Annotated in this window: 25 protein-coding genes, 1 pseudogene and 1 riboswitch; of the genes and pseudogenes, 15 read left to right on the forward strand and 11 right to left on the reverse strand. The window is 60.8% G+C overall.

From position 1 onward, the window contains the following. Positions 1–2 precede the first annotated feature (2 nt). Complete coding sequence (gene upp, locus CAG02_RS12300; RefSeq protein ID WP_011335903.1) at positions 3–641, reverse strand: uracil phosphoribosyltransferase; 639 nt, start codon at positions 639–641, stop codon at positions 3–5. Between the two features lie 165 nt (positions 642–806). Here upp and CAG02_RS12305 point away from each other — a divergent pair, with 165 nt between their 5' ends. The 3 genes from CAG02_RS12305 to CAG02_RS12315 all read left to right on the forward strand — a co-directional run bounded on the left by CAG02_RS12305 (position 807) and on the right by CAG02_RS12315 (position 2282). Then, positions 807–1364 carry a hypoxanthine-guanine phosphoribosyltransferase gene (locus tag CAG02_RS12305; RefSeq protein ID WP_085709312.1) on the forward strand — a complete coding sequence of 186 codons (558 nt, stop codon included), beginning with the start codon at positions 807–809 and terminating at the stop codon, positions 1362–1364. An 87-nt stretch (positions 1365–1451) separates the two neighbouring features. After that, positions 1452–1931: a hypothetical protein gene (locus CAG02_RS12310; RefSeq protein WP_085709313.1), complete on the forward strand. Its 480-nt coding sequence runs from the start codon at positions 1452–1454 to the stop codon at positions 1929–1931. Between the two features lie 63 nt (positions 1932–1994). Continuing rightward, complete coding sequence (locus CAG02_RS12315; protein ID WP_007951679.1) at positions 1995–2282, forward strand: PA4642 family protein; 288 nt, start codon at positions 1995–1997, stop codon at positions 2280–2282. A gap of 74 nt (positions 2283–2356) precedes the next feature. On the opposite strand, the gene mqo is transcribed toward CAG02_RS12315, so the two are convergent. Then, complete coding sequence (gene mqo, locus CAG02_RS12320) at positions 2357–3865, reverse strand: malate dehydrogenase (quinone) (RefSeq protein WP_085709314.1); 1509 nt, start codon at positions 3863–3865, stop codon at positions 2357–2359. A gap of 700 nt (positions 3866–4565) precedes the next feature. After that, a complete protein-coding gene (locus CAG02_RS12325; protein ID WP_039766297.1) occupies positions 4566–4799 on the reverse strand; it encodes a hypothetical protein in 234 nt (77 codons plus the stop codon). A 191-nt stretch (positions 4800–4990) separates the two neighbouring features. Between CAG02_RS12325 and CAG02_RS12330 the strand changes: the two genes are divergently transcribed. Further along, entirely contained in the window at positions 4991–5575 is a 585-nt protein-coding gene (locus CAG02_RS12330) for a YajG family lipoprotein (RefSeq protein ID WP_085709315.1), read from the forward strand. Positions 5576–5631: 56 nt separating this feature from the next. On the opposite strand, the gene CAG02_RS12335 is transcribed toward CAG02_RS12330, so the two are convergent. Next, the gene (locus tag CAG02_RS12335) at positions 5632–5838 is read right to left on the reverse strand and encodes a hypothetical protein (protein ID WP_039766399.1); all 207 of its coding nucleotides are present in this window, start codon (positions 5836–5838) and stop codon (positions 5632–5634) included. 193 nt (positions 5839–6031) lie between these two features. Between CAG02_RS12335 and CAG02_RS12340 the strand changes: the two genes are divergently transcribed. Further along, complete coding sequence (locus CAG02_RS12340) at positions 6032–6304, forward strand: hypothetical protein (protein ID WP_085709316.1); 273 nt, start codon at positions 6032–6034, stop codon at positions 6302–6304. Positions 6305–6353: 49 nt separating this feature from the next. Here CAG02_RS12340 and CAG02_RS12345 read toward each other — a convergent pair whose 3' ends face one another. After that, positions 6354–7520 (reverse strand): 1-acyl-sn-glycerol-3-phosphate acyltransferase, encoded by a 1167-nt coding sequence (locus CAG02_RS12345; RefSeq protein WP_085709317.1) that lies wholly within the window; start codon positions 7518–7520, stop codon positions 6354–6356. A gap of 139 nt (positions 7521–7659) precedes the next feature. On the opposite strand from CAG02_RS12345, the gene CAG02_RS12350 reads away from it, so the two are divergent. From CAG02_RS12350 to CAG02_RS12360, 3 genes are read left to right on the forward strand one after another with little or no spacing between them, the layout of a single operon-like run. Next, complete coding sequence (locus CAG02_RS12350) at positions 7660–7842, forward strand: CPXCG motif-containing cysteine-rich protein (RefSeq protein WP_085709318.1); 183 nt, start codon at positions 7660–7662, stop codon at positions 7840–7842. A 9-nt stretch (positions 7843–7851) separates the two neighbouring features. Beyond that, entirely contained in the window at positions 7852–8112 is a 261-nt protein-coding gene (locus tag CAG02_RS12355) for a putative signal transducing protein (protein ID WP_085709319.1), read from the forward strand. A gap of 36 nt (positions 8113–8148) precedes the next feature. Next, positions 8149–8772, forward strand: a complete 624-nt coding sequence (locus CAG02_RS12360; RefSeq protein WP_085709320.1) for an SOS response-associated peptidase — start codon at positions 8149–8151, stop codon at positions 8770–8772. Between the two features lie 4 nt (positions 8773–8776). On the opposite strand, the gene CAG02_RS30190 is transcribed toward CAG02_RS12360, so the two are convergent. Both CAG02_RS30190 and CAG02_RS30195 read right to left on the reverse strand, forming a co-directional pair. Next, on the reverse strand, positions 8777–9619 hold the full coding sequence (locus tag CAG02_RS30190; RefSeq protein WP_371856506.1) for a methyl-accepting chemotaxis protein: 843 nt from the start codon (positions 9617–9619) through the stop codon (positions 8777–8779). Positions 9620–9631: 12 nt separating this feature from the next. After that, positions 9632–10918: pseudogene (locus tag CAG02_RS30195) on the reverse strand (HAMP domain-containing protein); the annotation flags it as partial. A 263-nt stretch (positions 10919–11181) separates the two neighbouring features. On the opposite strand from CAG02_RS30195, the gene CAG02_RS12370 reads away from it, so the two are divergent. After that, the gene (locus tag CAG02_RS12370; protein WP_085709322.1) at positions 11182–12000 is read left to right on the forward strand and encodes a M48 family metallopeptidase; all 819 of its coding nucleotides are present in this window, start codon (positions 11182–11184) and stop codon (positions 11998–12000) included. A gap of 44 nt (positions 12001–12044) precedes the next feature. Here CAG02_RS12370 and CAG02_RS12375 read toward each other — a convergent pair whose 3' ends face one another. The 3 genes from CAG02_RS12375 to CAG02_RS12385 all read right to left on the reverse strand — a co-directional run bounded on the left by CAG02_RS12375 (position 12045) and on the right by CAG02_RS12385 (position 14878). Beyond that, positions 12045–12629, reverse strand: coding sequence for a TMEM165/GDT1 family protein (locus CAG02_RS12375; protein WP_085709323.1), 585 nt, complete (start codon positions 12627–12629; stop codon positions 12045–12047). 88 nt (positions 12630–12717) lie between these two features. Next, a riboswitch (yybP-ykoY riboswitch) is annotated at positions 12718–12840 on the reverse strand. 40 nt (positions 12841–12880) lie between these two features. Further along, the gene (locus CAG02_RS12380) at positions 12881–13879 is read right to left on the reverse strand and encodes a class I SAM-dependent methyltransferase (protein WP_085709324.1); all 999 of its coding nucleotides are present in this window, start codon (positions 13877–13879) and stop codon (positions 12881–12883) included. Positions 13880–13912: 33 nt separating this feature from the next. After that, positions 13913–14878 (reverse strand): 2-hydroxyacid dehydrogenase, encoded by a 966-nt coding sequence (locus CAG02_RS12385; protein WP_085709325.1) that lies wholly within the window; start codon positions 14876–14878, stop codon positions 13913–13915. A 179-nt stretch (positions 14879–15057) separates the two neighbouring features. On the opposite strand from CAG02_RS12385, the gene CAG02_RS12390 reads away from it, so the two are divergent. After that, positions 15058–15687 (forward strand): LysE family translocator, encoded by a 630-nt coding sequence (locus tag CAG02_RS12390; RefSeq protein ID WP_085709326.1) that lies wholly within the window; start codon positions 15058–15060, stop codon positions 15685–15687. On the opposite strand, the gene CAG02_RS12395 is transcribed toward CAG02_RS12390, so the two are convergent. After that, positions 15671–16444, reverse strand: coding sequence for a helix-turn-helix domain-containing protein (locus CAG02_RS12395; RefSeq protein ID WP_085709327.1), 774 nt, complete (start codon positions 16442–16444; stop codon positions 15671–15673). The two genes, CAG02_RS12390 and CAG02_RS12395, sit on opposite strands and share 17 nt — an antisense overlap. A gap of 96 nt (positions 16445–16540) precedes the next feature. Between CAG02_RS12395 and CAG02_RS12400 the strand changes: the two genes are divergently transcribed. The 5 genes from CAG02_RS12400 to CAG02_RS12420 all read left to right on the forward strand — a co-directional run bounded on the left by CAG02_RS12400 (position 16541) and on the right by CAG02_RS12420 (position 26063). Beyond that, on the forward strand, positions 16541–17725 hold the full coding sequence (locus CAG02_RS12400; protein WP_085709328.1) for an MFS transporter: 1185 nt from the start codon (positions 16541–16543) through the stop codon (positions 17723–17725). A 147-nt stretch (positions 17726–17872) separates the two neighbouring features. Next, positions 17873–19555 (forward strand): fatty acid--CoA ligase, encoded by a 1683-nt coding sequence (locus CAG02_RS12405; RefSeq protein WP_085709329.1) that lies wholly within the window; start codon positions 17873–17875, stop codon positions 19553–19555. A gap of 319 nt (positions 19556–19874) precedes the next feature. Further along, positions 19875–21764: a DUF1302 domain-containing protein gene (locus CAG02_RS12410; protein ID WP_085709330.1), complete on the forward strand. Its 1890-nt coding sequence runs from the start codon at positions 19875–19877 to the stop codon at positions 21762–21764. 28 nt (positions 21765–21792) lie between these two features. Beyond that, entirely contained in the window at positions 21793–23157 is a 1365-nt protein-coding gene (locus CAG02_RS12415) for a DUF1329 domain-containing protein (protein WP_085709331.1), read from the forward strand. 170 nt (positions 23158–23327) lie between these two features. Beyond that, on the forward strand, positions 23328–26063 hold the full coding sequence (locus tag CAG02_RS12420) for a LuxR C-terminal-related transcriptional regulator (protein ID WP_085709332.1): 2736 nt from the start codon (positions 23328–23330) through the stop codon (positions 26061–26063). Positions 26064–26122: the final 59 nt, after the last annotated feature.

The raw sequence follows: 26122 nt of genomic DNA on the forward strand, positions 1-26122 counted from the left end.
GTTCAAGCGTCCTTCTGCTTGGTGCCGAAGATCTTGTCACCGGCATCGCCAAGCCCAGGAATGATGTAACCGTGCTCGTTGAGTTTCTGATCGATGGACGCGGTGTAGATGATCACGTCCGGGTGAGCCTGCTCGACAGCGGCAATGCCTTCCGGCGCGGCAACCAGCACCATCGCGCGGATGTCCTTGCAGCCGGCCTTCTTCAGCAGATCGATGGTCGCGACCATGGAGCTGCCGGTGGCGAGCATCGGGTCGATGATCATGGCCAGGCGTTCGTCGATTTCCGGAACCAGTTTTTCCAGATAGGTGTGGGCCTGCAGGGTTTCTTCGTTACGGGCAACGCCGACGGCGCTGACTTTCGCGCCCGGGATCAGGCTCAGCACGCCTTCGAGCATGCCGATGCCGGCACGCAGGATCGGCACGACGGTAATCTTCTTGCCGGCGATTTTCTCCACCGACACCGTGCCGCACCAACCTTCGATATCGTAGGTTTCCAGCGGCAGGTCTTTGGTAGCTTCATAGGTCAACAGCGCACCGACTTCCTGAGCGAGCTCGCGGAAATTCTTGGTGCTGATGTCTGCACGGCGCATAAGGCCAAGTTTGTGACGGATCAGCGGATGGCGGATCTCTTGGATGGACATGGGGAAAGGCTCCGGCGGCGGGCAAAAAAACCGGCCTAGATTAATCTATCCGAGGGTGATGTCCTATAGGACATACAGTACGTTAGTCCACAAATGCTTGATTCGGCCGTGCGGGATGCGTACCTTTGCCCGCTTTTCCGAAACAGACCCCCCTTGGAGAGCGCCATGTCCGCTGATCTCGAGCATATCCGTCAAATCATGCGAGAGGCTGACTGCCTGTACACCGAAGCTGAAGTCGAGGCTGCCATTGCCCGCGTCGGTGCACAAATCAACGAACAACTGGCCGAGAGCAACCCGGTGGTGTTCTGCGTGATGAACGGCGGGCTGATTTTCTCCGGCAAGCTGCTGACCCATCTGCAGTTCCCGCTGGAAGCGTCCTACCTGCACGCCACCCGCTATCGCAATGAAACCAGCGGCGGCGACCTGTTCTGGAAAGCCAAGCCGGAAGTCTCGTTCATCGACCGTGACGTGCTGATCATCGACGACATCCTCGACGAAGGTCACACCCTGGGCGCGATCATCGACTTCTGCAAACACGCCGGTGCGCGTGCCGTGCACACCGCCGTGCTGATCGACAAGGACCACGACCGCAAGGCCCGTCCTGACCTGAAAGCCGATTTCGTCGGCCTGCCGTGCGTTGACCGTTACATCTTCGGTTACGGCATGGACTACAAAGGCTACTGGCGCAACGCCAACGGGATCTTCGCCGTCAAAGGCATGTAAGAGTCCCCTTAAAGATCGCAGCCCCGGCTGCGATCTTTTGCTTTTAAAGGCTGCTAAAGTGCTCGGCCCCGCCCTCCGGAGCCTGTCATGAGCCTCTTGATCCGCAGCTGCGCCGCCCTGTTGCTGACCCTCAGCCTGCCCCTGGCCGCCGCGCCGATGCACAGCCAATTCCTGCCGCCCGACGACCTCACCCTGCGCGATGCCGAACCCGAGCAGCAGCAACTGTTGCAGGTCACTGACTATTCGGTGGTGGTCGGCGCCCAGCGTCAGTCCAATCAGCAGCCGATTCCGGTCACTTCGCCATTGATGATCCGCCTCAAGGGCAAGTCCCTGAACAAGGGTGCGACGATCAATCAGGTGCTGGTCAGCTTCGATGGCGAAAGCAAAAGCCTGAAAAAACCGGTGTACGACGACCAGCGCAAGACCCTGACCCTGTTCTATCCGCTGGCCCAGTACCGGGTGATCATCGATTTGCTGCGCAATGACACCGTGTACGTGCAATTCCTCAGCTACGCCAACGGCCACATCTGGGCCGATCTGCACACCGGCAGCACGCGTGCGCGTTGAGCCCTGTGCCCGGGCGGGGGTAAACTGCCCGCCCCGTGAAATGTCTGCGAGCTGGAGTCGGCAATGCGTAAAGATAAGAAGCAAGTGATTGGTGACGAGATCGGCGATGAGCAGATCAAGCTGTTCCTCGATTTTGAGCCGGTCGACGCCACTTCGCCGTCGCTGCACAAACTGGTCAAGGCTTACCGTGGCCTGCGCATCGACGATTTCGAGCGTTTCCTGACGTTCTTCGTTGCAGCCGGTTATGACGTGGACGGCAAGGACGAACATGGCAAGACCTTCGTCGACCAGATCCGCGATCAACGCAACGCCCCGGAATACATCGAGCTGATCGAGAAAGCGCGTGGCTGATAGCCGAAGTTTTCCACAGGCATAAAAAAACGCCCCGCACTCACTGAGTGCGGGGCGTTTTTCATGGAGCCGAATCAGGCGTAGCTTTCGGTCTCGTTGCTGGCTTCAACCAGTTCCAGCGCGACGTTGTTGTGCGCGTTGATCTTGCGATACAGCGCAGCGTCGGTTTCCAGGACCTTTTCACGGGCCGGGAAGATTTCCGCCAGTTTGGCCGCCCACTCACCCTTGGCCTTGGCCGGGAAGCACTTCTCGATCAGTTCCAGCATGATCGAAACGGTCACCGAAGCACCTGGCGAAGCGCCGAGCAGGGCGGCGAGGGAGCCGTCCTTCGCAGCGACGAGTTCGGTACCGAACTGCAGGATGCCGCCCTTTTTCGGGTCTTTCTTGATGATCTGCACCCGTTGGCCGGCCACTTCCAGGCGCCAGTCTTCGGCTTTCGCCTCCGGGTAGAAACGGCGCAGGGATTCCAGACGCTGTTCCATCGACTGCATCACTTCGCTGACCAGGTACTTGGTCAGGTCCATGTTGTTCTTGGCCACGGCCAGCATCGGGCCGATGTTGCCGGCGCGAACCGACAGCGGCAGGTCCATGAAGGAGCCGTGCTTGAGGAACTTGGTGGTGAAGCCGGCGTATGGCCCGAACAGCAGGGACTTCTTGCCGTCGACCACGCGGGTGTCCAGGTGCGGCACGGACATCGGTGGCGAACCCACCGCAGCCTGGCTGTAAACCTTGGCCTGGTGATGCTTGACCACTTCCGGGTTGTCGCAACGCAGCCACTGGCCGCTGATCGGGAAGCCGCCGAAGCCTTTGCTTTCTTCGATACCCGAGGCTTGCAGCAGCGGCAGGGCCGCGCCACCGGCGCCGAGGAACACGAATCTGGCGTCGACTTCACGGCTGCTGCCGCTGTTGACGTCCTTGATGCTCACGGTCCAGCCGTTGGCGTTACGTTTGAGGCCGGTCACGCGCTTGCAGTATTTGACCTGGGCATCCGGGGCGCTGGTCAGGTGCTTGAGCAACTGATTGGTCAGCGCGCCGAAATTGACGTCGGTACCGTTCATCACGCGGGTGGCGGCGAGCACCTGGTCCTTTGGACGCCCCGGCATCATCAATGGCATCCACTCGGCCATCTTCGCCTTGTCTTCGGTGTATTCCATGTCGGCGAAGGCGTGATGCTTGTGCAGCGTGTTGAAGCGTTCCTTGAGGAACGACACGCCTTTTTCACCTTCGACGTAGCTCAGGTGCGGCACCGGGCTGATGAAGGACTTGCACGAGCCGAAGGTGCCTTTCTTGGTCAGGTACGACCAGAACTGCTTCGACACCTCGAACTGGGTGTTGATGTGTACGGCTTTCTTGATGTCGACGGTGCCGTCGGCATTCTGCGGCGTGTAGTTCAGCTCGCAGAGGCCGGCGTGGCCGGTACCGGCGTTGTTCCACGGGTTGGAACTTTCCGCGGCACCGGAATCCATCAGTTCGACGACTTCCAGCTTGATCGCCGGGTCGAGTTCCTTGAGCAGTACTGCAAGGGTGGCACTCATGATGCCGGCCCCAACCAGAACTACGTCGACTGCTTCGTTATGCGCCATTTAACGCGTCTCCAAAATCTGCAGCACCAAATTGTCGGCATGGCTGCCAGGTGTCCGGGGCAGGTCAGTTACGCCCCAGGTACCCATGGCCAGGTTTGCCATGTCCGAATCTTCGCAATTTTTCGCAACTTCGACGGATGCGTGCGGCCTGGCTTCAAGAGTCACATGAACTCATTTCAGCACGTGGCTGGCAATTCGACTTATGGTCGAGACATCCGTTTGTGCAACCAAATCCGTAGCGGACAGGCTTCAGGCTCCGGTATTCGAGGCGTACCCGTTCCTGTGTCGTTGGGCTGTTTCAGACGCTAATGGTGCATGTTCAGACGCAAAACTATTCATTTGCTCGCCACACTCTTGTGAAGTTGTGAAAACCCGTTTTTTTCACGCTCTTTTGAAGACGTGAACCTCAAAAAGGGCTGTCCCGGCTGGCACCGTGCCCGGAGGGGCAAACAACTCAGTGACCGAGCGTCATGACAGCTCTGCAGATTCGCGAAAAGCGGGGATTTGCCAGGGAAACAGCAAGCACGCCAGCTTCACTCGATCTGTGTGGGCGGCTCTCTGTGGGCGATTTGGATGCCAATGCAAGCGCATTGACGCTGTTGCGGGGCCCGATCAGGAGACGTCCTTATAATCGGGGGGAGATTGTATCGAAGAAATGCGGGGAGTTGGTCGAGTTTAATGACTTTTATTAGGCATCCGGTCAGATGCTCAACATCGCCTGGGCACGTGCGCGAGGACGCTGCTGTTCGACCCGGGCACTGGCAGGCAAAGGCTGGTGCAACCAGTTGAGGCGGATTTCCTCGATTTCGACCCAGCCGTCACCCATTGGCTGCAGGCTGCATTGCTTGAAAGCCTGGCAATGGCCATTGCGGTCGAGCAGGGCGAAGCTGCGGTGCAGCGGGCGTGGAGCGAACAACGAGATCAGATAGCGCATGGTGTGTGTTCCTTCTGGAGATCTGTGACGAAGATTGTCAAAAGACCGTGAAGCGAACATGTATGGGGGGTGAACAATCTGTGACAGGAACCGCGTGCAGCGGGGTTTGTCTGAGATTTCAGTGCTGGTGACCCGCAGTGGCCCACCGCTATACTGCGGGCCTGTCTGTGCCTGATTCTGGAGAGAAGAGCATGTTGCAACGCCTGTTGTTCGGTTTGATCACTGTGACCAGTTTGACCCTGGTTGGCTGCGCCCACAGCCCGCAACAACTGAGCCCGGAACCGAAGCTGACCACTCAGCTGGCACCGGTCGGCCATGGCCAGCCTGTCGTGGTTCGCGTGGTCGACGGTCGTCCGTCGCCAACCCTGGGCACCCGCGGTGGCCTGTACCCGGAAACCAGCGCCATCACCGTCCAGCGCGAGCAGATCGTGCCGAAGTTGCAGGCCCAGGCCGAAGCGGCCGTGCGTCTGCTGGGCTTCACCCCGTCCAACGGTGCGATGAATGCTCCACAACTGACCGTGACCCTGACTGAACTGAAATACCAGTCGCCGAAAGAAGGCATGTACGTGACCGAGGCCACCATCGGCGCGACCTTCCGCTCCGACGTGCAGAGCGGCAACCGTCGCTACAGCGGCCGTTACGGCGCGTCGCTGGACCAGCGTTTCGGCATGGCGCCGAACCAGGAAACCAACACCAAACTGGTCAGCGATGTACTGAGCGATGCGCTGACCCGTCTGTTCAAGGATCCGAGCATCGGCCAGATCCTCGCCGAATAAGTTTTCGGTTGATGTGAAAAAGCCCGGGGCCAGTGATGGCTCCGGGCTTTTTTCATTCAGGCAGCTTGTGAATAGAAGTCGAGGACGCTGACGCCGGTCAGCAGATCGGTCTCGGGCAAGTCCGCATGCTGGTGCCCGCCAAGGGCGCAATACACCAGCCAGTGACGGTCCTGAACATTGAAGGCCAGGCTGCCGACGAGGGTCTGCTGTTCGTCGGACGGGGAGATGAGGTACAGGCGATCCTGGTTTTCAGCGTGAAGCATGTCGCATTCCGTTTACGTTTCGAGGCGCGCAGGGTGGCCGAAACAAATGACGATGCCGTGACACAGGACAGCCATCGGTCGATTGATGGGTAATTTGTCGCAAAGGGTAGGGCAGTGGGGGAGGGTTTCGGTAGAATCCGCGCCGCGGTCGTCGGTCTGGCGTTCGCCATTCCGGTTTAGATTGAGGTCTGTGATGCACTTGATGACGCTGTTTACCACCCATCCCGCCAAACTGATCAACCTGCTGGCCCTGCTGTTGGCCTTCCCGGGCAGTTGGCTGCTGCACGCGACCCGTCGCCGTGAACAGCGGGCGATGGCCAGTATCGCGGCCCAGCGCCAGAGCCAGCCTGACCAAGAGCCGGTGCTGGACTGGGCGACCCTGCGCATGAACCGGTTTTTCTATCGTTTCGGTTTCGCCTGTCTGGGACTGGCGTTGCTGATTTCCTGGATCAGTACACGCTACTGAACGAAAAACGGCGCCCGAAGGCGCCGTTTTTGTATCCGCTCGAAACCGCTTACAGTGGCAAGCCAGCCTTGACCCGGTACTGATTGCGCACCGGCGTCGCATATTGCAGCACCAGATACGGACGATGCTCCTCAGGGCAGGCGTCCAGACGGCTTTGCCATTCTTCCTGGGCCTTGGCCAGTTCTTCGGCACCGAACAGGTCGGCAGCCTTCGGCACGTTCAACTGCGGATCGGCATCCGCCCACTGCGCGTACGCCAGGTAATGCACCGGGAACAACCGGTAGCCGCCGAGAATCTGCTTGTCCATCTCGACCGCCAGTTGCTTGGTGTCTTCAAACAGTTCGGTGATCGGCGCAGCGAAGTTCACGTGCACCCGGCCCTTGTAGCCGGTGATGCCCTTGGCGATGCTCACGTCATCCTCGCCCGGCGCCTTGCTATAGGTGCCGGTGGTGGCGCGGATGTACAGTTCGCGGGCCTTGGCCTGGTCGCACGGGTCGTATTCGTAGCTGATCGATACCGGGGTCAGGTTCAGCGACTGGATGACCTCGCCGAACGGCTCGTCCTTGCGGCTCATGTGGAACATCTTGAGGATCGCCGACTCGGTACGGTCGTCGCCGTCCTTGGCCCGTCCTTCGGCCTGGGCGATCCAGATCGAGGCGCAGTCGTTGCGGATCGAGTGGTTGATGTAGGCCGACAGCAGTTGATACGCGGCCATTTTCTCGCGGCGCCCGGTGATCGAGCGGTGCACGATGAAGCTCTTGTTCAGACGCATCAGGTCGCTGACGAAAGGCTTTTGCAGCAGGTTGTCGCCAATCGCGATGCGCGGCGTCGGCAGGCCGGCGTGGTACACGGCGTAATTGACGAAGGCCGGGTCCATCACGATGTCGCGGTGGTTGGCGATGAACAGATAGGCGCTGCCGGACTTGAATTGCTCGACACCGGTGTAGGTCACGCCATCGGTGGCGCGCTCGATGGTGTGGTCGACGTAGAACTCGACCTTGTCCTGCAAAGTCGCCACCGACGTCACGTCGGCAAACTCACGACGCAGCCGATGGGCTATAAGTGGTTTGAGCATCCAGCCGAAGGCACCGGCGAAACGCGGGAAGCGGAAGTGGGTGAGGATATCTAGAAACGCCTTGTCGCCGAGCAGTCTTGCCAGTACCGCAGGTACTTCGCTGTCGTCGTAAGGTCGGATGGCATCGAATTCGCCCATCATGCTCTCTTGTTGGAAACGGCTAGGGTAAGTAAAGGTTTTGATCGAAAACCAACGGGGCACGGTCTGAAAAAGTAGCCAGACAAAATTAGCCCTGCAAATAGACCGGCGATTATACGCACAAGTCACCCGGGAGACCGCGATGCTGGAAAGCGCACTGTATGAATGTCCGTACTGTGGGGAGGAAGTCGAGACGACAGTGGATCTGTCGGCAGGTGATCAGACCTATATCGAAGACTGTCAGGTGTGTTGCCGGCCGATCACCTTTGTGTTGCAGGTCGATGGCCAGGACTGGTTTCTGGAAGTGTTCAGCGAAAACGAGTGAGGTGCGCCCATGCAGCGAATCTACGAGCCGGAAAACCTGATGGAAGGCGAAATGCTCAAGGGCATGCTCGCCAGCGAAGGCATCGAGGCGCATCTGGTGGGGCGCGATCTGCTCGGCGGCACCGGCGAGCTGCCGATCTTCGGCCTGCTGGGACTGTCGGTCGAGAACGATCAGGCCGAATACGCCCGCGAACTGATCAGCGCGTACAATGCCGCGCTGCCGCTGCCCGGCGATGAACCGGAGAGCTTCCCCGGTACGCTGGTCTGTTAGGCTGGCGTTCGTTTTATTCTTGAGTCGTGCTGCCCCATGTGTGGACGTTATGCCCTGTTTCGCTGGAACCGCGACTTCGCGGCGCTGCCAGGTTTTCCCGCCGATCAGCAGGCGCAGTGGAACATTTCCCCCAACGATTCGGTGTTGATGCTGCGTGCCGAGCCCGACGGCCAGCGCACCCTGGCCCGCGCCCGCTGGGGCCTGACGCCGCCGTGGCTGACCGACCTGTCACGCACCCCGGCCCACGCCCGGGCCGAAACCGTGGCCGAACAACCGATGTTCCGCGAGGCCCTGCGCCTGCGTCGCTGCCTGCTGCCGGCCAACGGTTTCTACGAATGGCGTGGCAATGTGCGCAAGCAGCCGTACTGGCTGACGCCGGGAGAAGGTTCTTCGCTGTTTTTTGCGGCGATCTGGGAGGCGTATCCGGTGCAGGAGCAGGTCTGGCTCAGTACCGCAGTGATTACCCAGCCGGCGGCCAGTCAGCGCCGCCCGTTGATTCTCGACGAGGCGGGGCAGGCGGCGTGGCTCGACCCCGAGACGCCGCTGCATGTCCTGCAAGGCCTGCTCGCCAGCGAACCCGCCGCCTTGCGCGAGCGGGTGCTGGCGAACCTGGTCAATGATCCGAAACTCAATGGGCCGGAGTGCCTGACTCCGGCCTGATCGATCAAACCTTGAACTGATTGATCAACCGCCGCTGCTGCTCCGCCAACTTGGTCAAATCGGCACTCGCCGAACTCGACTCATCCGCCCCACCGGCCACTTCGTTCGCCACCTGACCGATGTTGATCACGTTGCGGTTGATGTCGTCGGCCACTGCGCTCTGTTCCTCGGCGGCGCTGGCGATCTGGGTGTTCATGTCGTTGATCACCGACACTGCCTGGGTAATGGTCTCCAGCGCTTCGGCCGCCTTGGCTGCGTGCTGCACGCTTTCGTCGGTGCGGTTCTGGCTGTCTTCCATGACCCGCACCACATCGCGGGTGCCCTGTTGCAGTTGCTGGATCATGCTCTGGATTTCTTCGGTGGCCTTCTGGGTCTTCTGCGCCAGATTGCGCACCTCGTCGGCCACCACGGCAAACCCGCGACCCTGCTCGCCGGCACGGGCCGCTTCGATAGCGGCGTTGAGGGCCAGCAGGTTGGTCTGCTCGGCGATCCCGCGAATGGCAATCAGGATGGCGGTGATGTTTTCGCTGTCCTTGGCCAGGGTCTGCACCACGTCCACGGCCTTGCCGATTTCCACGGCCAGCACACCGATCGAGTTGGAGGTGTCGCGCACGATCTGCATGCCCTGGCTGGCGGCTTGATCGGCATGGCTGGCGGCTTGTGCGGCTTGGGTCGCGTTGCGCGCCACGTCCTGGGCCGTGGCGGTCATTTCCTGCACCGCGGTGGCGACCTGATCGATCTCGGCCATCTGCTTCTGAATGCCGATATTGGTACGGATCGCGATGTCCGCCGTGTGCTCCGAGGAGTCGCTGACACTCTGCACCGACGACACCACCTGCGTGATCATCGCCTGCAGCTTGGCGAGGAAGGTGTTGAAGCCTTTGGCGATTGAACCGAGTTCGTCTTTGCGGTCACTGCTCAAGCGACGGGTCAGGTCGCCTTCGCCCTGGGCGATGTCATCGAGCATGGTGACCATTTGCTTCAGCGGTCGGGCGATGCCGTGGCCCACCAGCCAGATCACCAGCAGGCCGAGGCCGGCAATGAGCAGGCCGACCATGGCCATGCCGAAAGTGTCGGATTTGCGCTGGGCGTCGAGATCGCCTTGCAGCTTTTGCAGATCGGCCATCACCGCGTTGAGCGGCAGTTGCAGCATCAGAGTCCAGCGTGCGTCGGTCTGGCCGATGCCGAACGGCAGGTACAACTCGATCCGGCCCGATTCCTTGTTGACGGTATAGGTCACTTCGCCGCGCTTGAGATTGGCCATGTTGGCAATCTGCTGGGCGTCGAGAATGTCGCTGACCTTCTCGCCGAATTTGCTCGGGTCCTTGGTGTAGGCGACGATCCGGCCGTTGCCGCCGATCAGGGCCATTTGCCCGGCACCGCTGTACAGTTTCTGGTTCGCGCCCAGGAGCATTTCCTGGATGAAGTTCACCGACAGGTCGGCGCCGACGATGCCCTGGAAGGCGCCGTTGAGCATGATCGGTTCAATGAACGAGGCAAGCATGACGATCTTGTCGCCGACCTTGTACGGTGCCGGATCGATCACGCAGGATTTTTTGGTTTCCTTCGAGCACAGGTAGTACTCGCTGGCGCGTACGCCGGTGGACAGGACTTTCTGGTCGTCGACGTCCACCAGTTTGTCCAGGCCCAGAGTGCCGTCGTCGTTGCGGAACCACCACGGCAGGAAGCGTCCGTTGGCGGCGTCGATGCCGACCACGCTGGTGCCGACGTAGGCCGCGTCATTGTGGTCCAGTGCGTTCTTTTCCCAGCCGATGTAGGTGCCGAGAATCTTCGGGTTCTTCTCGACGTTTTCCTTGATCAGGCTGATCAGTTGCTCGCGGCTGACGGTCAGTCGTGGCTGGCCATCGGCGCCGGGAGTGCCGAGCAGGGCGTTGACCCGTACCAGTCCGCCGGCAATCAGCAGCGGGGCTTCGAGCTCGCGCTGGATCTGGCTGACCTGGGTCTGAGCCAGCGAGGTCAGGCGCTGTTCGATGACTTGTTCGAACTGCTCCTGGGTCCGCTGTTGAACCATCTCTTGGGTGCGGGCGCCGGAAAACAGCGCATACAGCACCAGCGCAGCCACCACGCTGAGAACGATGGCGCCGGCCAGGGCGGCCACGGAAAACTGGATCGACTTGAATTTCATGGAAGCTCCGCACGCAAGAGGACGTCTGCGCTGCTGTATCGGCAGCCACTATTGCGCCATGAGGCGAAGTGCGCGCAATTGAAGGCGAATGTCGCAAATGGAGCAGTGCGCGACGCAGATGCGCAGGGCTTGTCGGCGGATATGAATTTTTTCCTACAGGGTCGGCGAGCACCTTCTGAAAGTACGTGCATCACGTCCGTTGTATCTGGCGTCGATACAATTACCCGCCTAGGATACGCGGCATGTTTTCAGGGAGCTTTTGAATGAACAAGACATTGGTTGTAGGTGCACTGAGCGCAGCGCTGTTGCTGGCCGGTTGTCAGTCGGTCAATACCACCAGCGGCGGTGCCGTGGGTGTGGAGCGCAAGCAGTACATGTTCAGCATGCTGTCCTCGCAAGAGGTCGACCAGATGTATGCCCAGTCCTATCAGAAGACCGTTGGCGAGGCTTCGAGCAAAGGTGTGCTGGACAAGACCAGCAACGAAGCCAAACGGGTTCAGGCGATTGCCAACCGCTTGATCGCCCAGGCGCCGAACTTCCGTCCGGATGCCGCGCAATGGCAGTGGGAAGTGAACCTGATCAAGAGTGACGAGCTCAACGCCAACTGCGGCCCTGGCGGCAAGATCATTTTCTACACCGGGCTGATCGACAGCCTGAAACTGACCGACGATGAAATCGCTGCGGTGATGGGCCATGAAATCGCCCACGCCCTGCGCGAGCACGGTCGTGAAGCGATGTCCAAGGCCTATGGCATCGAAATGGCCAAGCAGGGCGCCGGCGCGTTGCTCGGTCTGGGTCAGGACAGCCTGGCGCTGGCCGATACCGTGGCCAACTACGGGATGACGCTGCCCAACAGCCGCGCCAACGAGAACGAAGCCGACCTGATCGGCCTGGAGCTGGCTGCCCGCGCCGGTTATAACCCGAACGCCGCGATCACCCTGTGGAACAAGATGAGCAAGGCGTCCGAAGGTGCACCGCCAGAGTTCATGAGCACTCACCCGGCATCCTCCAGCCGGATTGCCTCGCTGCAGGCGGCAATTCCGAAGGTCATGCCGCTCTACGAAAAAGCGCCAAAGTCCTGAAGCAATGATCGCTCCCGCACCGAGTGCGGGAGCGATCTGCCGGATCAGACCCAGCCGCTGCTCTGCATCGCTTTGTACACCGCGACGATCGCCAGAATCATGAACGCCGAAGCGGCCAGGCGACGGATAAGGGTCAGTGGCAGTTTCTCCGCCGCAAAATTACCCGCCAGAACCACCGGCACGTTGGCAATCAGCATGCCCGCCGTGGTGCCGATGATCACCAGCCACAGTTCCGGGTATTGCGCTGCGAGCATCACGGTAGCGATCTGGGTCTTGTCGCCGATTTCCGCGAGGAAGAATGCGATCAGCGTAGTCAGGAACGGCCCGAACTTGCGGGCGGTGCTGGCTTCATCGTCGTCCATCTTGTCCGGCACCAGCGTCCACAGGGCGGTGGCGGTGAAGCTCGCGGCGAGAATCCAGTGCAGGACAGCATCGGAGAAGAAACTGCCGAACCAGGCGCCTACCGCACCGGCTGCCGCGTGGTTGGCCAAGGTCGCAGCGACGATACCGGCAATGATCGGCCAGGGTTTGCGAAAGCGAGCGGCGAGAATCAGCGCGAGCAGTTGCGTCTTGTCGCCGATTTCGGCCAAGGCAACGATTGCGGTGGGAACGAGTAACGAGTCCAGCATCAGGATTTCCTAAGGGGCGGGTCGACACGGCTATGACACGTACAGCCTTCCCGCCCCGGGTAAGGTGTGCGTGTCATAGGTCTTGTCAAACCCTGCGATCCGTCTGCTGCGGACGCTTGGGTCGCATACGCCATGATCTGAGGATCAAGTATGTTGACGTATGCCGGACGAGCATGGCGCTCGTGGGAGACTACTCCCCTAGGACGGAGCGGATTCTGCCTAGGCGCAATCCATTCGGCAAGTGCTAATTTTCAGCCGCGCTTGGCCCGGTAAATCCGGAAACCATTGCCTTCGGCCTTGATCGCACACACGCCCAGATGCTCTTCGATCAGTGGTTGATACTTCAGGAAGCTGTTCGCCACCAAGCGAAGTTCGCCGCCGTTTTTCAGATGTTTGGCGGCTTTTCGCAGCAAGTTCTCGGTGGCGAAATAATCGGTGTGAACGCCGACATGGAACGGCGGATTGCTCAGAATCGCGTTCAAACCCATCGGCGCGGCGTCGATGCCGTCACCGGTCAACACTTCAGCTTCCAGACCGTTGGCCGCCAATGTCAGGCGACTGCTGGCGGCAGCGAAGGCGTCGACGTCGAGCAGAGTGACCTGATTGTGCGGGTAGCGACGTTTGACCGCCGCGCCAAGTACGCCGGCACCGCAACCGAAGTCCAGCAGATGACCGCTCGGCAGTTTGTCCAGATGCTCCAGCAGCAGGGCGCTGCCGCGATCCAGTCGGCCATGGCTGAACACGCCTGGCAGGCTGATGACTTTCAGCGGACCCTCGGCCAGCGGCAACTCGTAAGTCTGGGCCAGGCTTTCCAGGGATTTGGCTTCAGGGGCATTGGCCACAGTCACTTGCCACAACTGGCAGTGGCGCGCGCTGTCGAGCTTGCGTGGCTTGCCGAACGGGTTCAGTTGCTTGGAGGCACCTTCGATGCCGCTGCGCTTTTCCCCGACCAGAAACACCTCACGCCCGGCCAGGCGCGAGGCCACGGCATTGAGGATGTAGTCGGTCAAATCCTTAGACTTGGGCAGGAACACCACCGCGCTGTCGAACTCGCGCTCCGGCACATTCACGCCGAAATGGCTGCGACCTTCGAAGCGTGCATCGAGCGCCGCTTGGTCACCAGCATGCCAGCACCAGCCGAATGCGTTGGGCAGGCGCCCGAGCAGGTCGTCGGCGGGCAGACCGGCAAGCAACAGCGAACCTTGGAATAACTCGACCTGACGAAGCAGTACTTCACTGCGCGGATCCATAACTGCTCCTGTGAAAAAAAGTGCCGCAGTTTATCAACTGACGACCCGCAGCGCCTTACCGCTGTAGAACGCCTGGGTGTTTTCCACCAGTTGGCCGACGATTCGTTGCCGCGCTTCGCGACTGCCCCAGGCGTTGTGCGGGGTGACGATCAGGCGCGGGATGTCGGCGGCCAGCAGCGGATTGCCCTGGGTTGGCGGTTCGACACTCAACACATCGGTGGCCGCACCACCCAGATGACCCTTGCGCAAGGCATCGGCCAGAGCCTGTTCGTCGATCAGCCCGCCACGGGCGGTGTTGACCACGAAAGCCCCCGGTTTCATCGACGCCAGCTCGCGGGCACCGATGAAGTGGCGGGTGTGTTCGTTGAGCGGGCAGTGCAGGGTGAGAGCGTCGATCTGCGGCAGCAGATCCTCCAGTGGCAAGCGGTCCGGACGGGCCGGACGCCCCGGAATCTGCCCCAGCAACACGCGCATGCCAAAGGCCTGGGCCAGACGCGCAACCGCGCCGCCCAGCTCACCATGCCCGAGCAGCCCGAGGGTTTTGCCTTCCAGTTCGACGATCGGGTAATCCAGCAGGCAGAACTGTTTCGCCTGCTGCCAGCGGCCTTCGCAGACGGCTTTTTGATAATCGGCCAGACGCGTGGCGAGGTTTAGCAACAGCATGATCGTGTGTTGCGCCACCGACGGCGTGCCGTAACCCTGACAGTTGCACACGGTGATGCCGTGGGCGCGGGCGGCGGCCAGATCGACGTTGTTGGTGCCGGTGGCGGTGATCAGGATCAGTTTCAGCTGTGGATTGGCGGCCATGGCGGCGGCATCGATCAGGATTTTGTTGCTGATGGCGACGGTCGCGCCTTGCAGGCGTTCGGCAACCTGCGCAGGCAGTGTCTGGGCGAACAGTTGCAGGTCGCTGAAGCAGGCGCGCAAAGGCTCGAGGTCAAGGTCACCGAGGTCCAGGGAAGGGTGATCGAGGAATACGGCGCGGTGGGCGTTCGTCATCAACTGTACCTGTTGTGCTTTGAAGGGAAGGCGTAATCTGCCGAGCCTAACAGATGAAACACCTGTGGGAGCGAGCTTGCTCGCGAAGGGGGAGTGTCAGTCACATCGTTGTTGTCTGACACGACGCCTCGCGAGCAAGCTCGCTCCCACAGGAATGTAATGACCTCAGAGGAGCCCCCATGTACTGGACCGAGTTCTTGACCGTTGCACTGATCCACCTGCTGGCCGTCGCCAGTCCCGGCCCGGACTTTGCCGTGGTGGTGCGCGAGAGCGTGACCCACGGACGTCGCGCCGGCACCTGGACGGCGCTGGGCGTGGGCACGGCGATTTTCCTGCACGTCGGTTATTCGCTGCTGGGCATCGGCCTGATCGTTTCCCAATCGATCGTGTTGTTCAACGCCCTGAAATGGGCCGCCGCCGCTTACCTGCTGTACATCGGCTACAAGGCCTTGCGCGCGCAACCGGCCAAGACCGTGACCGACGACCTGCACAAAGAGGCCGGCGAACGCACCGCCCGTGGCGCGTTCACTTCAGGCTTCGTGACCAACGGTCTGAACCCGAAGGCCACGCTGTTCTTCCTGTCGCTGTTCACCGTGGTGATCAACCCGCACACGCCACTGGCAGTGCAGGCCGGTTACGGGGTTTACCTGGCGGCTGCGACGGCCACCTGGTTCTGCCTGGTGGCGATGCTGTTCAGCCAGCAGCGCGTGCGCGCCGGTTTCGCCCGCATGGGCCACTGGTTCGACCGCACCATGGGCGCTGTGCTGATCGCAATCGGCGTGAAGCTCGCGTTCACCGAGATGCATTGATCGAACTGAGCTGATTCAGGGCGTTGAGGTACTCCCGGGGATTGTCCCCGAGCAAACGGCGAAACATCGCGCTGAACGCCCGCGCGCTGCCGTAACCCAGATCCCGCGCCACGCTCTGCACGCTGTCCCCGGCGAGCAGGCGGGGCAGGGCCTCCATCAGGCGCAGTTGCTGGCGCCAGGCATTGAAATTCATCTGCAGTTGTTGCTGGAACAGCCGCGCCAATGTGCGTGAGCTGGCGCCGACCTGTTGCGCCCAGTCTTCCAGGGTGTTTGGGTGATCGGGCTCGCGCAGCAGCGCCAGGCAAATGTTTTGCAGGCGTCGGTCGCTCGGCATCGGGATGTGCAGCGGCAGGTTTTCGAGGCCGGCCAGTTCCTCGAGCATCAATTGCTGGATCAGCGGATTGTCGGCGTGGGGCGGGCCCTGCACCGCACGCAGGATCAGTTCGCGCAGCAATGGTGTCACCGCCAGCACGCAGCAGTGTTGCAGGCTGGCCGGTGACAGTTCGGGTGCGATGAACAATGAACGCATCTGCACATCGCCGGACATGAAGATTTCATGGCCGACTTCCGGTGGAATCCACACCGCGCGGGTCGGCGGAATCACCCACGCACCTTGCGCCGTGACCACCCGCATGACACCACTCACTGCATACAGCAACTGCGCCTCGCGATGCAGGTGCAATGGCTGGTGCGCGCCGTCGAGATAATCCCGGGGATAGGCACTCACCGGGCCGTGTTCGAAATGGCTGATCAACATGTCCGGTTCACTGACTTGTATGGCAGGAATGCGCTTTTTCGCCAACTTAGCATAAGCGCTCACCCTCATCTGTTCACCACAAGAAAGCGTGCCGCGATGAATCAATCCAGAAATGTCATCCGCTACATCAACGCAGCCCATGTGATCGATCACATGTTCATGCTGATTTTTCCCGCCGCCGTGCTCGGCATGACCCAGGCCTTCGCCCTCGACTATGCCGCGCTGATCGGCCTGTCCCTGGGCGGTTTCATCGCGTTCGGCGCCTGTTCGCTACCGGCCGGCTGGCTCGGTGATCACTGGAGCCGGCGGCGGATGATGCTGGTGTTTTTCTTCGGTATCGGTGCTTCGGCGATTGTTACCGGCCTCAGTAACAGCCCGACGATGCTGGTCATCGGCCTGACCCTGATCGGCATTTTTGCCGCGATCTATCACCCGGTCGGCACGGCGATGCTGGTGGCCTATGCGCAGAATCGCGGACGTGAGATCGGCATCAACGGCATGTGGGGCAATCTCGGCGTGGCGTTTTCGGCACTGATCACCGGTTTGCTGGTGGCGCAGTTCGGCTGGCGTTCGGCATTCCTGATACCGGGTGCCGTGGCCATCGTGCTGGGGATCGGTTTTGCCTTGCAGGTGCGTGAGGAGCCGATCCCCAAGCGCCCGCACAACGCGCTCAAGGGCGCCAGTGGTCAGCGCATTTCGATGGTCATGGTATTCGGCGTGCTGGCCTTGGCCACGGCCACCGGCGGCGTGGTGTTCAACGCCACCACCATGACTTATCCAAAGCTGTTCCAGGAGCGCCTGCATGACCTGTTCGCCTCGCCGCAGACCCTTGGTGTGGTGGTGAGCCTGGCGTACGCGTTCGGTGCGGTGGCGCAGTTGAGCATCGGGCAATTGCTGCACCGGGTCAGTCTGAAATGGCCATTTGTGGTGCTGACGCTGTTTCAGGCACCGCTGCTTTACGCCATGGCTTACGTCGATGGCTGGGCGGTGATCGCGCTCGGTGCGGCGTTCATGTTCGTGGTGTTCGGCCAGGTGACGGTGAACGATTCGATGGTCGCCAACTTCGTTGCGCCGCAATGGCAGTCCCGGGTATTTGCCCTGCGTTACTGTTTATCGTTCGGTGCCAGTGCGACGGCGATTCCGCTGATTTCCTATGTCGAACCGCGCCATGGTTTTGTGGGGCTTTACCTGATTCTGGCCGGATTTGGCGCATTGACGTTCCTGGCGGCAGTGGTTTTCCCACGTACGCCTTCCGAAGCGGCTGTAGGGCAAACGGCCTGACCGGTGACGAAATCCGACAAATGCTGGCGCAAAGCTAGCATTTGTACGGCTCTGCAAATCATTCCTTTGGCTGATTTGGCTGGCGTATAAGGGTTCTAGAGTACAAAACTCCAACGCCAACACCGTGCAGTCAGAAAAGGGATTCTTATGTTGCAGACTCGCGTTATTCCGCCCGCCGAAGGGGCCTACCAGTATCCATTGCTGATTAAACGGCTGCTGATGTCGGGCGCCCGTTACGAGAAAACCCGCGAGATCATCTACCGTGACCAGTTGCGCTACAGCTATCCGACCCTGATCGAACGGGTCGCGAGACTGGCCAACGTACTGACGGCAGCCGGCGTAAAGGCCGGCGATACCGTGGCGGTGATGGACTGGGACAGCCATCGCTACCTCGAATGCATGTTTGCCATTCCGATGATCGGCGCAGTGATTCACACCATTAACGTGCGCCTGTCGCCGGAACAGATCCTCTACACCATGAACCACGCCGAGGACCGCTTCGTGCTGGTCAACAGCGAGTTCGTCGGGCTGTACCAGGCCATCGCGCCGCACCTGACCACGGTGGAGAAAACCCTGCTGTTGACCGATCTGCCGGAAAAAACCGCGGAGCTGCCGAATCTGGTCGGCGAGTACGAACAATTGCTGGCGGCCGCGAGCCCGCAGTACGACTTCCAGGACTTCGACGAAAACTCGGTCGCCACCACCTTCTACACCACGGGTACCACCGGCAATCCGAAAGGTGTGTATTTCACCCACCGGCAACTGGTGCTGCACACCATGGGCGTGTCGACCATCATGGGCGCCATCGACAGCGTGCGGCTGCTGGGCACCAACGACGTGTACATGCCGATCACCCCGATGTTCCACGTGCATGCCTGGGGGCTGCCGTATGTAGCAACGATGCTGGGGCTCAAGCAGGTTTACCCGGGGCGTTACGACCCGGAATTCCTCGTCGAGCTGTGGCGCAAGGAGAAGGTCACGTTCTCTCACTGCGTGCCGACGATCCTGCAGATGGTGCTCAACGCCAAGGGCGCGCAGGGCACCGATTTCGGCGGCTGGAAAATCGTCATCGGCGGCAGTGCGCTCAATCGCACGCTGTATGAAACGGCCAAGAGCAAAGGCATTCAACTGACGGCGGCCTACGGCATGTCGGAAACCGGGCCGCTTGTCTCCTGTGCGCATCTCAACGATGAGTTGATGGCAGGCACCGAAGACGAACGCACCACCTACCGGATCAAGGCCGGGGTGCCGGGGCCGCTGGTCGAAGCGGCGATCGTCGATGGCGACGGTAACTTCCTGCCCGCCGATGGCGAAACCCAGGGCGAACTGGTGCTGCGTGCACCGTGGCTGACCGAGGGCTATTTCAACGAACCGCAGAAGGGCGCCGAGCTGTGGGCCGGTGGCTGGCTGCACACCGGCGACGTGGCAACACTCGACAGCATGGGCGTGATCGATATCCGCGACCGCATCAAGGACGTGATCAAGACCGGTGGCGAATGGATTTCCTCGCTGGACCTCGAGGACCTGATCAGTCGTCACGTCGCGGTACGTGAAGTAGCAGTGGTGGGCATCGCCGATCCGCAGTGGGGCGAGCGCCCGTTTGCCTTGCTGGTGATCCGCGAAGGGCACGCCATCGGGGCCCGCGAGCTCAAGGAACACCTCAAGCCGTTCGTGGAACTGGGGCACCTGAGCAAGTGGGCAATCCCGAGTCAGATCGCGCTTGTTACTGAAATTCCCAAGACCAGTGTCGGCAAGCTCGACAAGAAGCGCATCCGCCTCGACATCACCGAATGGCAGGCCAACAACAGCACCTTCCTCTCGACACTTTGAGTGTTCCCTGGCGCGCCGAAAACGGCGCGCCAGCCCCACCAAGCAAGCGCTTGGCTTGTGAAATCGGAAAAATCAGCCATCCTTGCCGGGCCGACATGTGTCGGACTGGCGAAAGGACTGTTCCAGAGTGGCCGGCAGCTGCAAATCACACTTTAGAGGGATCAAGCAGTACCACCTGCTGGCTATAGTCCGCTCAAGGATTTTTAAGAACGGGGCAATGCAACATTGAAGCGATTTCGGGAGGCCTCTGGCGCCCGGTCCTTCAGGCGTTTTTAAAAGTACTCACTGCCATAACAATAATGCACATGGAGTAGCGTCGATGACCTCAGTAAACCAGTTCTGGCGCCGGGCGAAACTGCCTCTGGCGGTCAGTCTTGCCTCCACGCTCGCCGGGCCCGCATTCGGCGTCAGCTTCAACGTCGGTGAAATCGAAGGCCAGTTCGACTCCTCGCTCTCCCTGGGCATGAGCGTGTCGACCCAGCAGCCGAACAAGGATCTTATTGGTGTCAACAACGGCGGCCGGGGCCTGTCCCAGACCTCCGACGACGGTCACTTGAACTTCAAGAGCGGGCAAGCGTTCTCGAAGATCTTCAAGGGCATCCATGACCTCGAACTGAAATACGGCGACACCGGCGTCTTCGTCCGGGGCAAGTACTGGTACGACTTCGCGCTGCAGAACCAGGACCTGGAATACAAGGACGTCAGCAACCACAACCGCGACGTGGCAGCCCGTTCTTCAGGCGGCCAGATCCTCGATGCGTTCATCTATCACAACTACGCCATTGCCGATGAGCCGGGTTCGGTGCGTCTGGGCAAGCAGGTGGTGAACTGGGGTGAAAGTACCTTCATCGGTGGCGGCATCAACTCGATCAACCCGATCGACGTTTCCGCCTTCCGCCGTCCGGGCGCCGAGATCAAGGAAGGCCTGATCCCGGTCAACATGTTCTATCTGTCCCAGAGCATCACCGAAAACCTGTCGGCCGAAGGTTTCTACCAGATCGACTGGCAGAAGACCGTGACCGACAACTGCGGCACGTTCTTCTCCCAGCCTGATATCGTCACCACCGGTTGCGACGACAATCTGCGCGTGCTGAACAAGCGCTCGACCATTCCAGGCGTTGCCCTCGGCCCGCTGGCGGCCGCCAATGTCGACGTCAACGAAGAAGGCGTGCTGGTACGTCGCTCCCCGAACCGCAATGCGCGGGACAGCGGGCAGTGGGGCGTGTCCGCCAAGTACATGTTCGATCCGCTGGCCACCGAGTTCGGTGCCTACTTCATGAACTACCACAGTCGTGCGCCGATCTTCAGCGCGACCGGTGCACCGCAGTCGATCTATAACGGCGTCAAGGCTCTGCCTGGCCCGTTCCAGGCTCTGGGCCCTCTGGTGGTGGCGGGTAACTCCGAGTATTTCATCGAGTATCCGGAGGACATTCGCCTCTACGGTCTGAGCTTCTCCACCACCCTGCCTACCGGCACGGCGTGGAGCGGTGAGATCAGCTACCGGCCTAACGCGCCGGTGCAACTGAACTCCACCGACATCCTGTTCGCCGGTGTGCGTCCGTTAGGCGGCGCGCTGACCAACGCCTCGATCCTCAATGGCGTTCCGGGCCAGGACCTGCACGGTTACAACCGTAAAGAAATCACCCAGCTGCAAACCACCCTGACGCACTTCTTCGATCAGGTCATGGGCGCCAACCGCCTGACCCTGGTGGGTGAAGTCGGCGTGACCCACGTCGGTGGGCTGGAAAGCAAGTCCGAGGCCCGCTACGGCCGCGATCCGGTCTTCGGTCCGGGTGAGCTGCCGTCCACTGGCGGCCTGGATACCTGCTCGCAGATCCTCAACACCTCGACCATCAACGGTGCCGGCCCTGGCGCATCGACCAGCAACCGCTCCAGCAACTGCGACAACAACGGTTTCACCACCGCCACTTCCTGGGGTTATCGCGCTCGTGCCATCTGGGATTACAGCGACGTGCTCGCCGGTGTGAACCTGAAGCCGAACGTGGCCTGGTCACACGACGTCAAGGGTTACTCCCCGGGCCCTGGCGGCAACTTCGAGGAAGGTCGCAAGGCCATCAGCCTCGGGCTGGATGCCGAATACCAGAACACCTACACCGCAAGCCTGGCCTACACCAACTTCTTTGGTGGCGAATACAGCACGGTGGATGATCGCGACTTCGTTGCCCTCAGTGTTGGCGTGAACTTCTAAGCGCAGTTTTTTCAGGACGAACAAACCTATGAAAATAACAAAGAATCTGTTCCACGCCGGTGTTCTGGGGCTTTCGCTGCTGGCGACCAGCGTGATGGCGGCGGTCCCTGCCGCCGAGGCCGACAAACTGGGCAAGAGCCTGACCCCGATGGGCGCCGAGATGGCAGGCAACGCCGACGGTTCGATCCCGGCCTGGAAGCCGCTGGCGAAGAATGCCGGCACCGTCGACAGCAAAGGCTTCCTGTCCGATCCGTACGGCAGTGAGAAACCGTTGTTCACCATCACCGCGCAGAACGTCGACCAGTACAAGGACAAGCTTGCGCCGGGCCAGTACGCGATGTTCAAGCGTTACCCGGATACCTTCAAGATGCCGGTCTACCCGTCCCATCGCGGTGCCACCGTGCCGGATGACGTCTTTGCGGCCATCAAGAAAAATGCCACGACCACCACGCTGGTGGCCGGTGGCAACGGCCTGGAAAACTTCCAGACCGCCATCCCGTTCCCGATCCCGAAAGACGGTCTGGAAGTCATCTGGAACCACATCACCCGCTATCGCGGTGGCAGCGTGACCCGTCTGGTGACCCAAGCGACGCCGCAGACCAACGGCTCGTTCAGCCTGGTGTATTTCCAGGACCAGTTCGTGTTCCGCGACAAGATGAAGGATTACGATCCGGCCAACCCGGGCAACGTGCTGTTCTATTTCAAGCAGAAAGTGACCGCACCGGCTCGTCTGGCAGGTACCGTGCTGCTGGTGCACGAGACCCTCGACCAGGTGAAGGAGCCGCGCAAGGCCTGGGTCTATGCGACCGGTCAGCGCCGTGTACGTCAGGCACCGCAAGTGTCCTATGACGGTCCGGGTACTGCGGCGGACGGCCTGCGTACTTCCGACAACCTCGACATGTACAACGGCGCACCGGATCGTTATGACTGGAAGCTGGAAGGCAAGAAAGAGATGTACATTGCCAACAACAGCTACAAGATCGATTCGCCGACGCTGAAGTACACCGACATCATCAAGGCCGGCCACATCAATCAGGACCTGACCCGTTACGAGCTGCGCCGCGTCTGGCACGTGGTGGCTACCCTGAAGCCGGGTCAGCGTCACATCTACGCCAAACGTGACTTCTTCATCGATGAAGATACCTGGCAGGCAGCGGTCATCGACCACTACGACGGTCGCGGTCAGCTGTGGCGCGTCGCCGAGGCCCATGCCGAGGACTACTACGACAAGCAAGTGCCGTGGTACGCGCTGGAAACCCTGTACGACCTGCAATCGGGTCGTTACCTGGCACTGGGCATGAAGAACGAAGAGAAACAGGCTTATGACTTCGGCTTCTCTGCCACCAAGAGCGAATTCCAGCCGGGCAACCTGGGCCAGGACGGTATCCGCTAAGCTGTAACCCGAGGCCGCATCCTCGAAAAAACGCCCCGACTGGTTCGGGGCGTTTTTTTTGCGTGGTGATTTTGTAGCCATTTGTAGCAACAACTTCATATGTACGCCGTTTAAGGCTAGTCTGCGGACATCTGCTACGCCGCCAACAGCCATTCGAACAAGAGCCGGCCATGACTGATCTGTCCCCACTTCCGGGTCCTGCAAGCGTTGCCGTCGCGGCACTGGACGGACGTTTCTTTCGTCCCCCGCTGCCTGACGGATACGTATTGCGGCCACGACTTTGCGAGCGACTGCAAGCCGGGCTCGGTGGACGTCTGTTGCTGGTCTGTGCCCCAGCCGGGTTCGGCAAAAGTTCGCTGGCCGTGGAGTTCTGTCAAAGTCTGCCGGGACACTGGCAAAGTCTGTGGCTGGGACTGAGCGCCCGGGACAGCGACCCGGGGCGCTTTCTCGAGCGTCTGCTCGAAGGCCTGCAGGACTATTTCCCCCAACTGGGCAGCCGCGCACTCGGCCTGTTGAAAATGCGCCAGCGTCATCAGCCGTTCGCCTTCGAGGAATGGCTCGACGGCCTGCTCGATGAGCTGGCACTGCACCTGCAACCGACCTCGCCGCTGTTACTGGTACTGGACGACTACCACCTCGCCCAAGGGCCGGTACTCGACCGCTGCCTGCAATTTTTCCTCAATCATTTGCCCGATGGCCTGTTGGTCATGGTCACCAGCCGCCAACGGCCCGACTGGCATCTCGCCCGTCTGCGCCTTTCGCGACAGTTGCTGGAACTGCATGAACAGGATCTGCGCCTGACCCACGACGAAGCGCTGGCGTTGCTCGATCGGCACAGCAGTTCGCTACGCGGCGAGGCCCTGGAAAACCTGATCCAGCGCAGTGAAGGCTGGGTGGCCGGGCTGCGCTTCTGGTTGCTGGCGGTGTCCGAGGCCGGGAGCGATGCCGCATTGCCGCAAGCCTTGAACAGCGGGGAAGGGCTTATCCGTGATTACCTGCTGGAAGAAGTCATCGACTGCCTGCCGGCCGAGGTGCAGGCGTTTCTCTACGACACCGCGCCGCAGGAACGTTTTTGCAGCGAGCTGTGCGATGCGGTGCGCGAATCCCACGACAGTGCCGAGATTCTGCGCTTTCTGTTGGCGCATCAGGTGTTTCTGGTGCCGCTGGATGAACACGGGCACTGGTATCGCTATCACCATCTGTTTTCCGATCTGTTGCGCAGTCGGCCAATCGCTCGGGCGGTGGTTCCTGTTGCTACGCTGCACCTGCGCGCCTGTCGCTGGTTCAATGCTCAAGGCTTGCTGGATGAAGCCGTGGAACAGGCGCTGCGGGCAGGTCATCTGGATGTGGCGGCGAATCTGGTGCAGAACCTGTCCGAGGAACAGTTGCTCGCCGAACAGAACGTCGGCATGTTGTTGCGCTGGAAAATGGACTTGCCCGATAGCCTGCTGATCAGCACGCCGCGCCTGATCGTGTTGTACAGCTGGGCGCTGGGGCTTGCCTGTCAGCTCGATGCGGCCGAGGAGCTTGCCAGTCACCTGAGCCGGTTTCTGCCGGCGCCATCGGCCACCGCACAGAAATCCATGCTCGCCCAGTGGCTGGCGCTCAAGGGCATCATCGCCCGAGGACGGGGGCATCGCGAGCAGACCATCGAGTATTGCAGCGAAGCGTTGGAGAGCCTGCCGGCCAAGCGCTACGGCCAGCGCCTGATGTGTTTGTCGACCTTGTCCAACCTGGCGATTGCCGACGGCGATCTGTGGCGCGCACGAGGCTTGAATCGCGAGTCTCTGGAGCTGGCGCAGCGGGTCGGCAATCCATTGTTCGAAGCGCTGGCACATTACGACCGTGCCCGGGTGTTGCAGGCACGTGGGGAAATTGTGCGTTCGCTCGATGAAGTGCATCAGGGCCTGGAGCGTCTGCGTGGATTGTCGGCGCAGCGTTTGTACGCCGTGCGTGCGCGGTTGACGCTGTACGAGGGATTTTTACTGGCCATGCGCTTGCAACCTGATGCGGCGCGCCAGCGATTACAGGCGGGTTTGAGCGAAGCACGGGCCTGTCGCGATATCAGCGTGCTGATCGGCCACTGCGTGATTGCCCGGCTTGACGGCAGCAGTGGCGATTACGCCAGGGCCTTTGCCGAACTGTCTGAAGCCGAGCGCCTGATGCACATCTGGGATGTGCCGCCGATTTATTACCTGGCGATGATTACGCTGGTCAAATGTGAACTGTGGCTGGCGCAAGGACGGATCGACCTGGCCGATGCGTGGCTGGCGCGCCTGGGGCAGACTTACACCGGTGAGCGGGCCGCAGCTCCGCCGGAGTTCCATCCGCAATTGCCGTTGCATGTCGAATTGCAGCAAGCGCTGCTGGATTTCATTCAGGGACAACCGATGCTGGCCGAAGGGCGATTGAACGTGTTACTGGAAAACGGTCAGCAGACCGGGCGGCAGTTGCTTTGCGTGATGGCATTGACCCAGAAGGTGGCTTTGTTGCTGGGGAGCAATCGCGAAGCCGAAGCCCGCAAAGCGTTCGCCCAGGCAATGGAAGCTGCCAGTGGCGGGGTGTTGCAGCCGTTCGATGCCCTTGTCAGGGATCACGCCGACTGGCTGCACGGGCAATTGTCGGTGACGATACCGAGCCTGGTCGGTCATCAACTTCTGGCGCACTTCCCGGTTCCAGCGTCGCGCACGGTGCAGGATTTTTCGATCACTGAACAACTGAGCAGCCGGGAGCTGTCGGTCCTGCGCCTGATTGCCCAGGGGTGCTCCAATCAGGAGATCAGCGAGCAGTTGTTCATTTCGCTGCACACCGTGAAGACTCATGCCAGCCATATCAACAGCAAGCTGGGAGTTGAGCGGCGGACTCAGGCGGTGGCGCGGGCGAAGGAGCTGGGCATGCTGGGTTAGCGGCAGTGACCGTCGGCCATGAAAACAAAACGCCCCGAACCAGTCGGGGCGTTTTGTTT

Origin of the sequence: Pseudomonas sp. R43(2017), from assembly GCF_002112345.1 — a bacterium.
In the GTDB taxonomy this organism is placed as follows: Bacteria; Pseudomonadota; Gammaproteobacteria; order Pseudomonadales; family Pseudomonadaceae; genus Aquipseudomonas; species Aquipseudomonas kribbensis.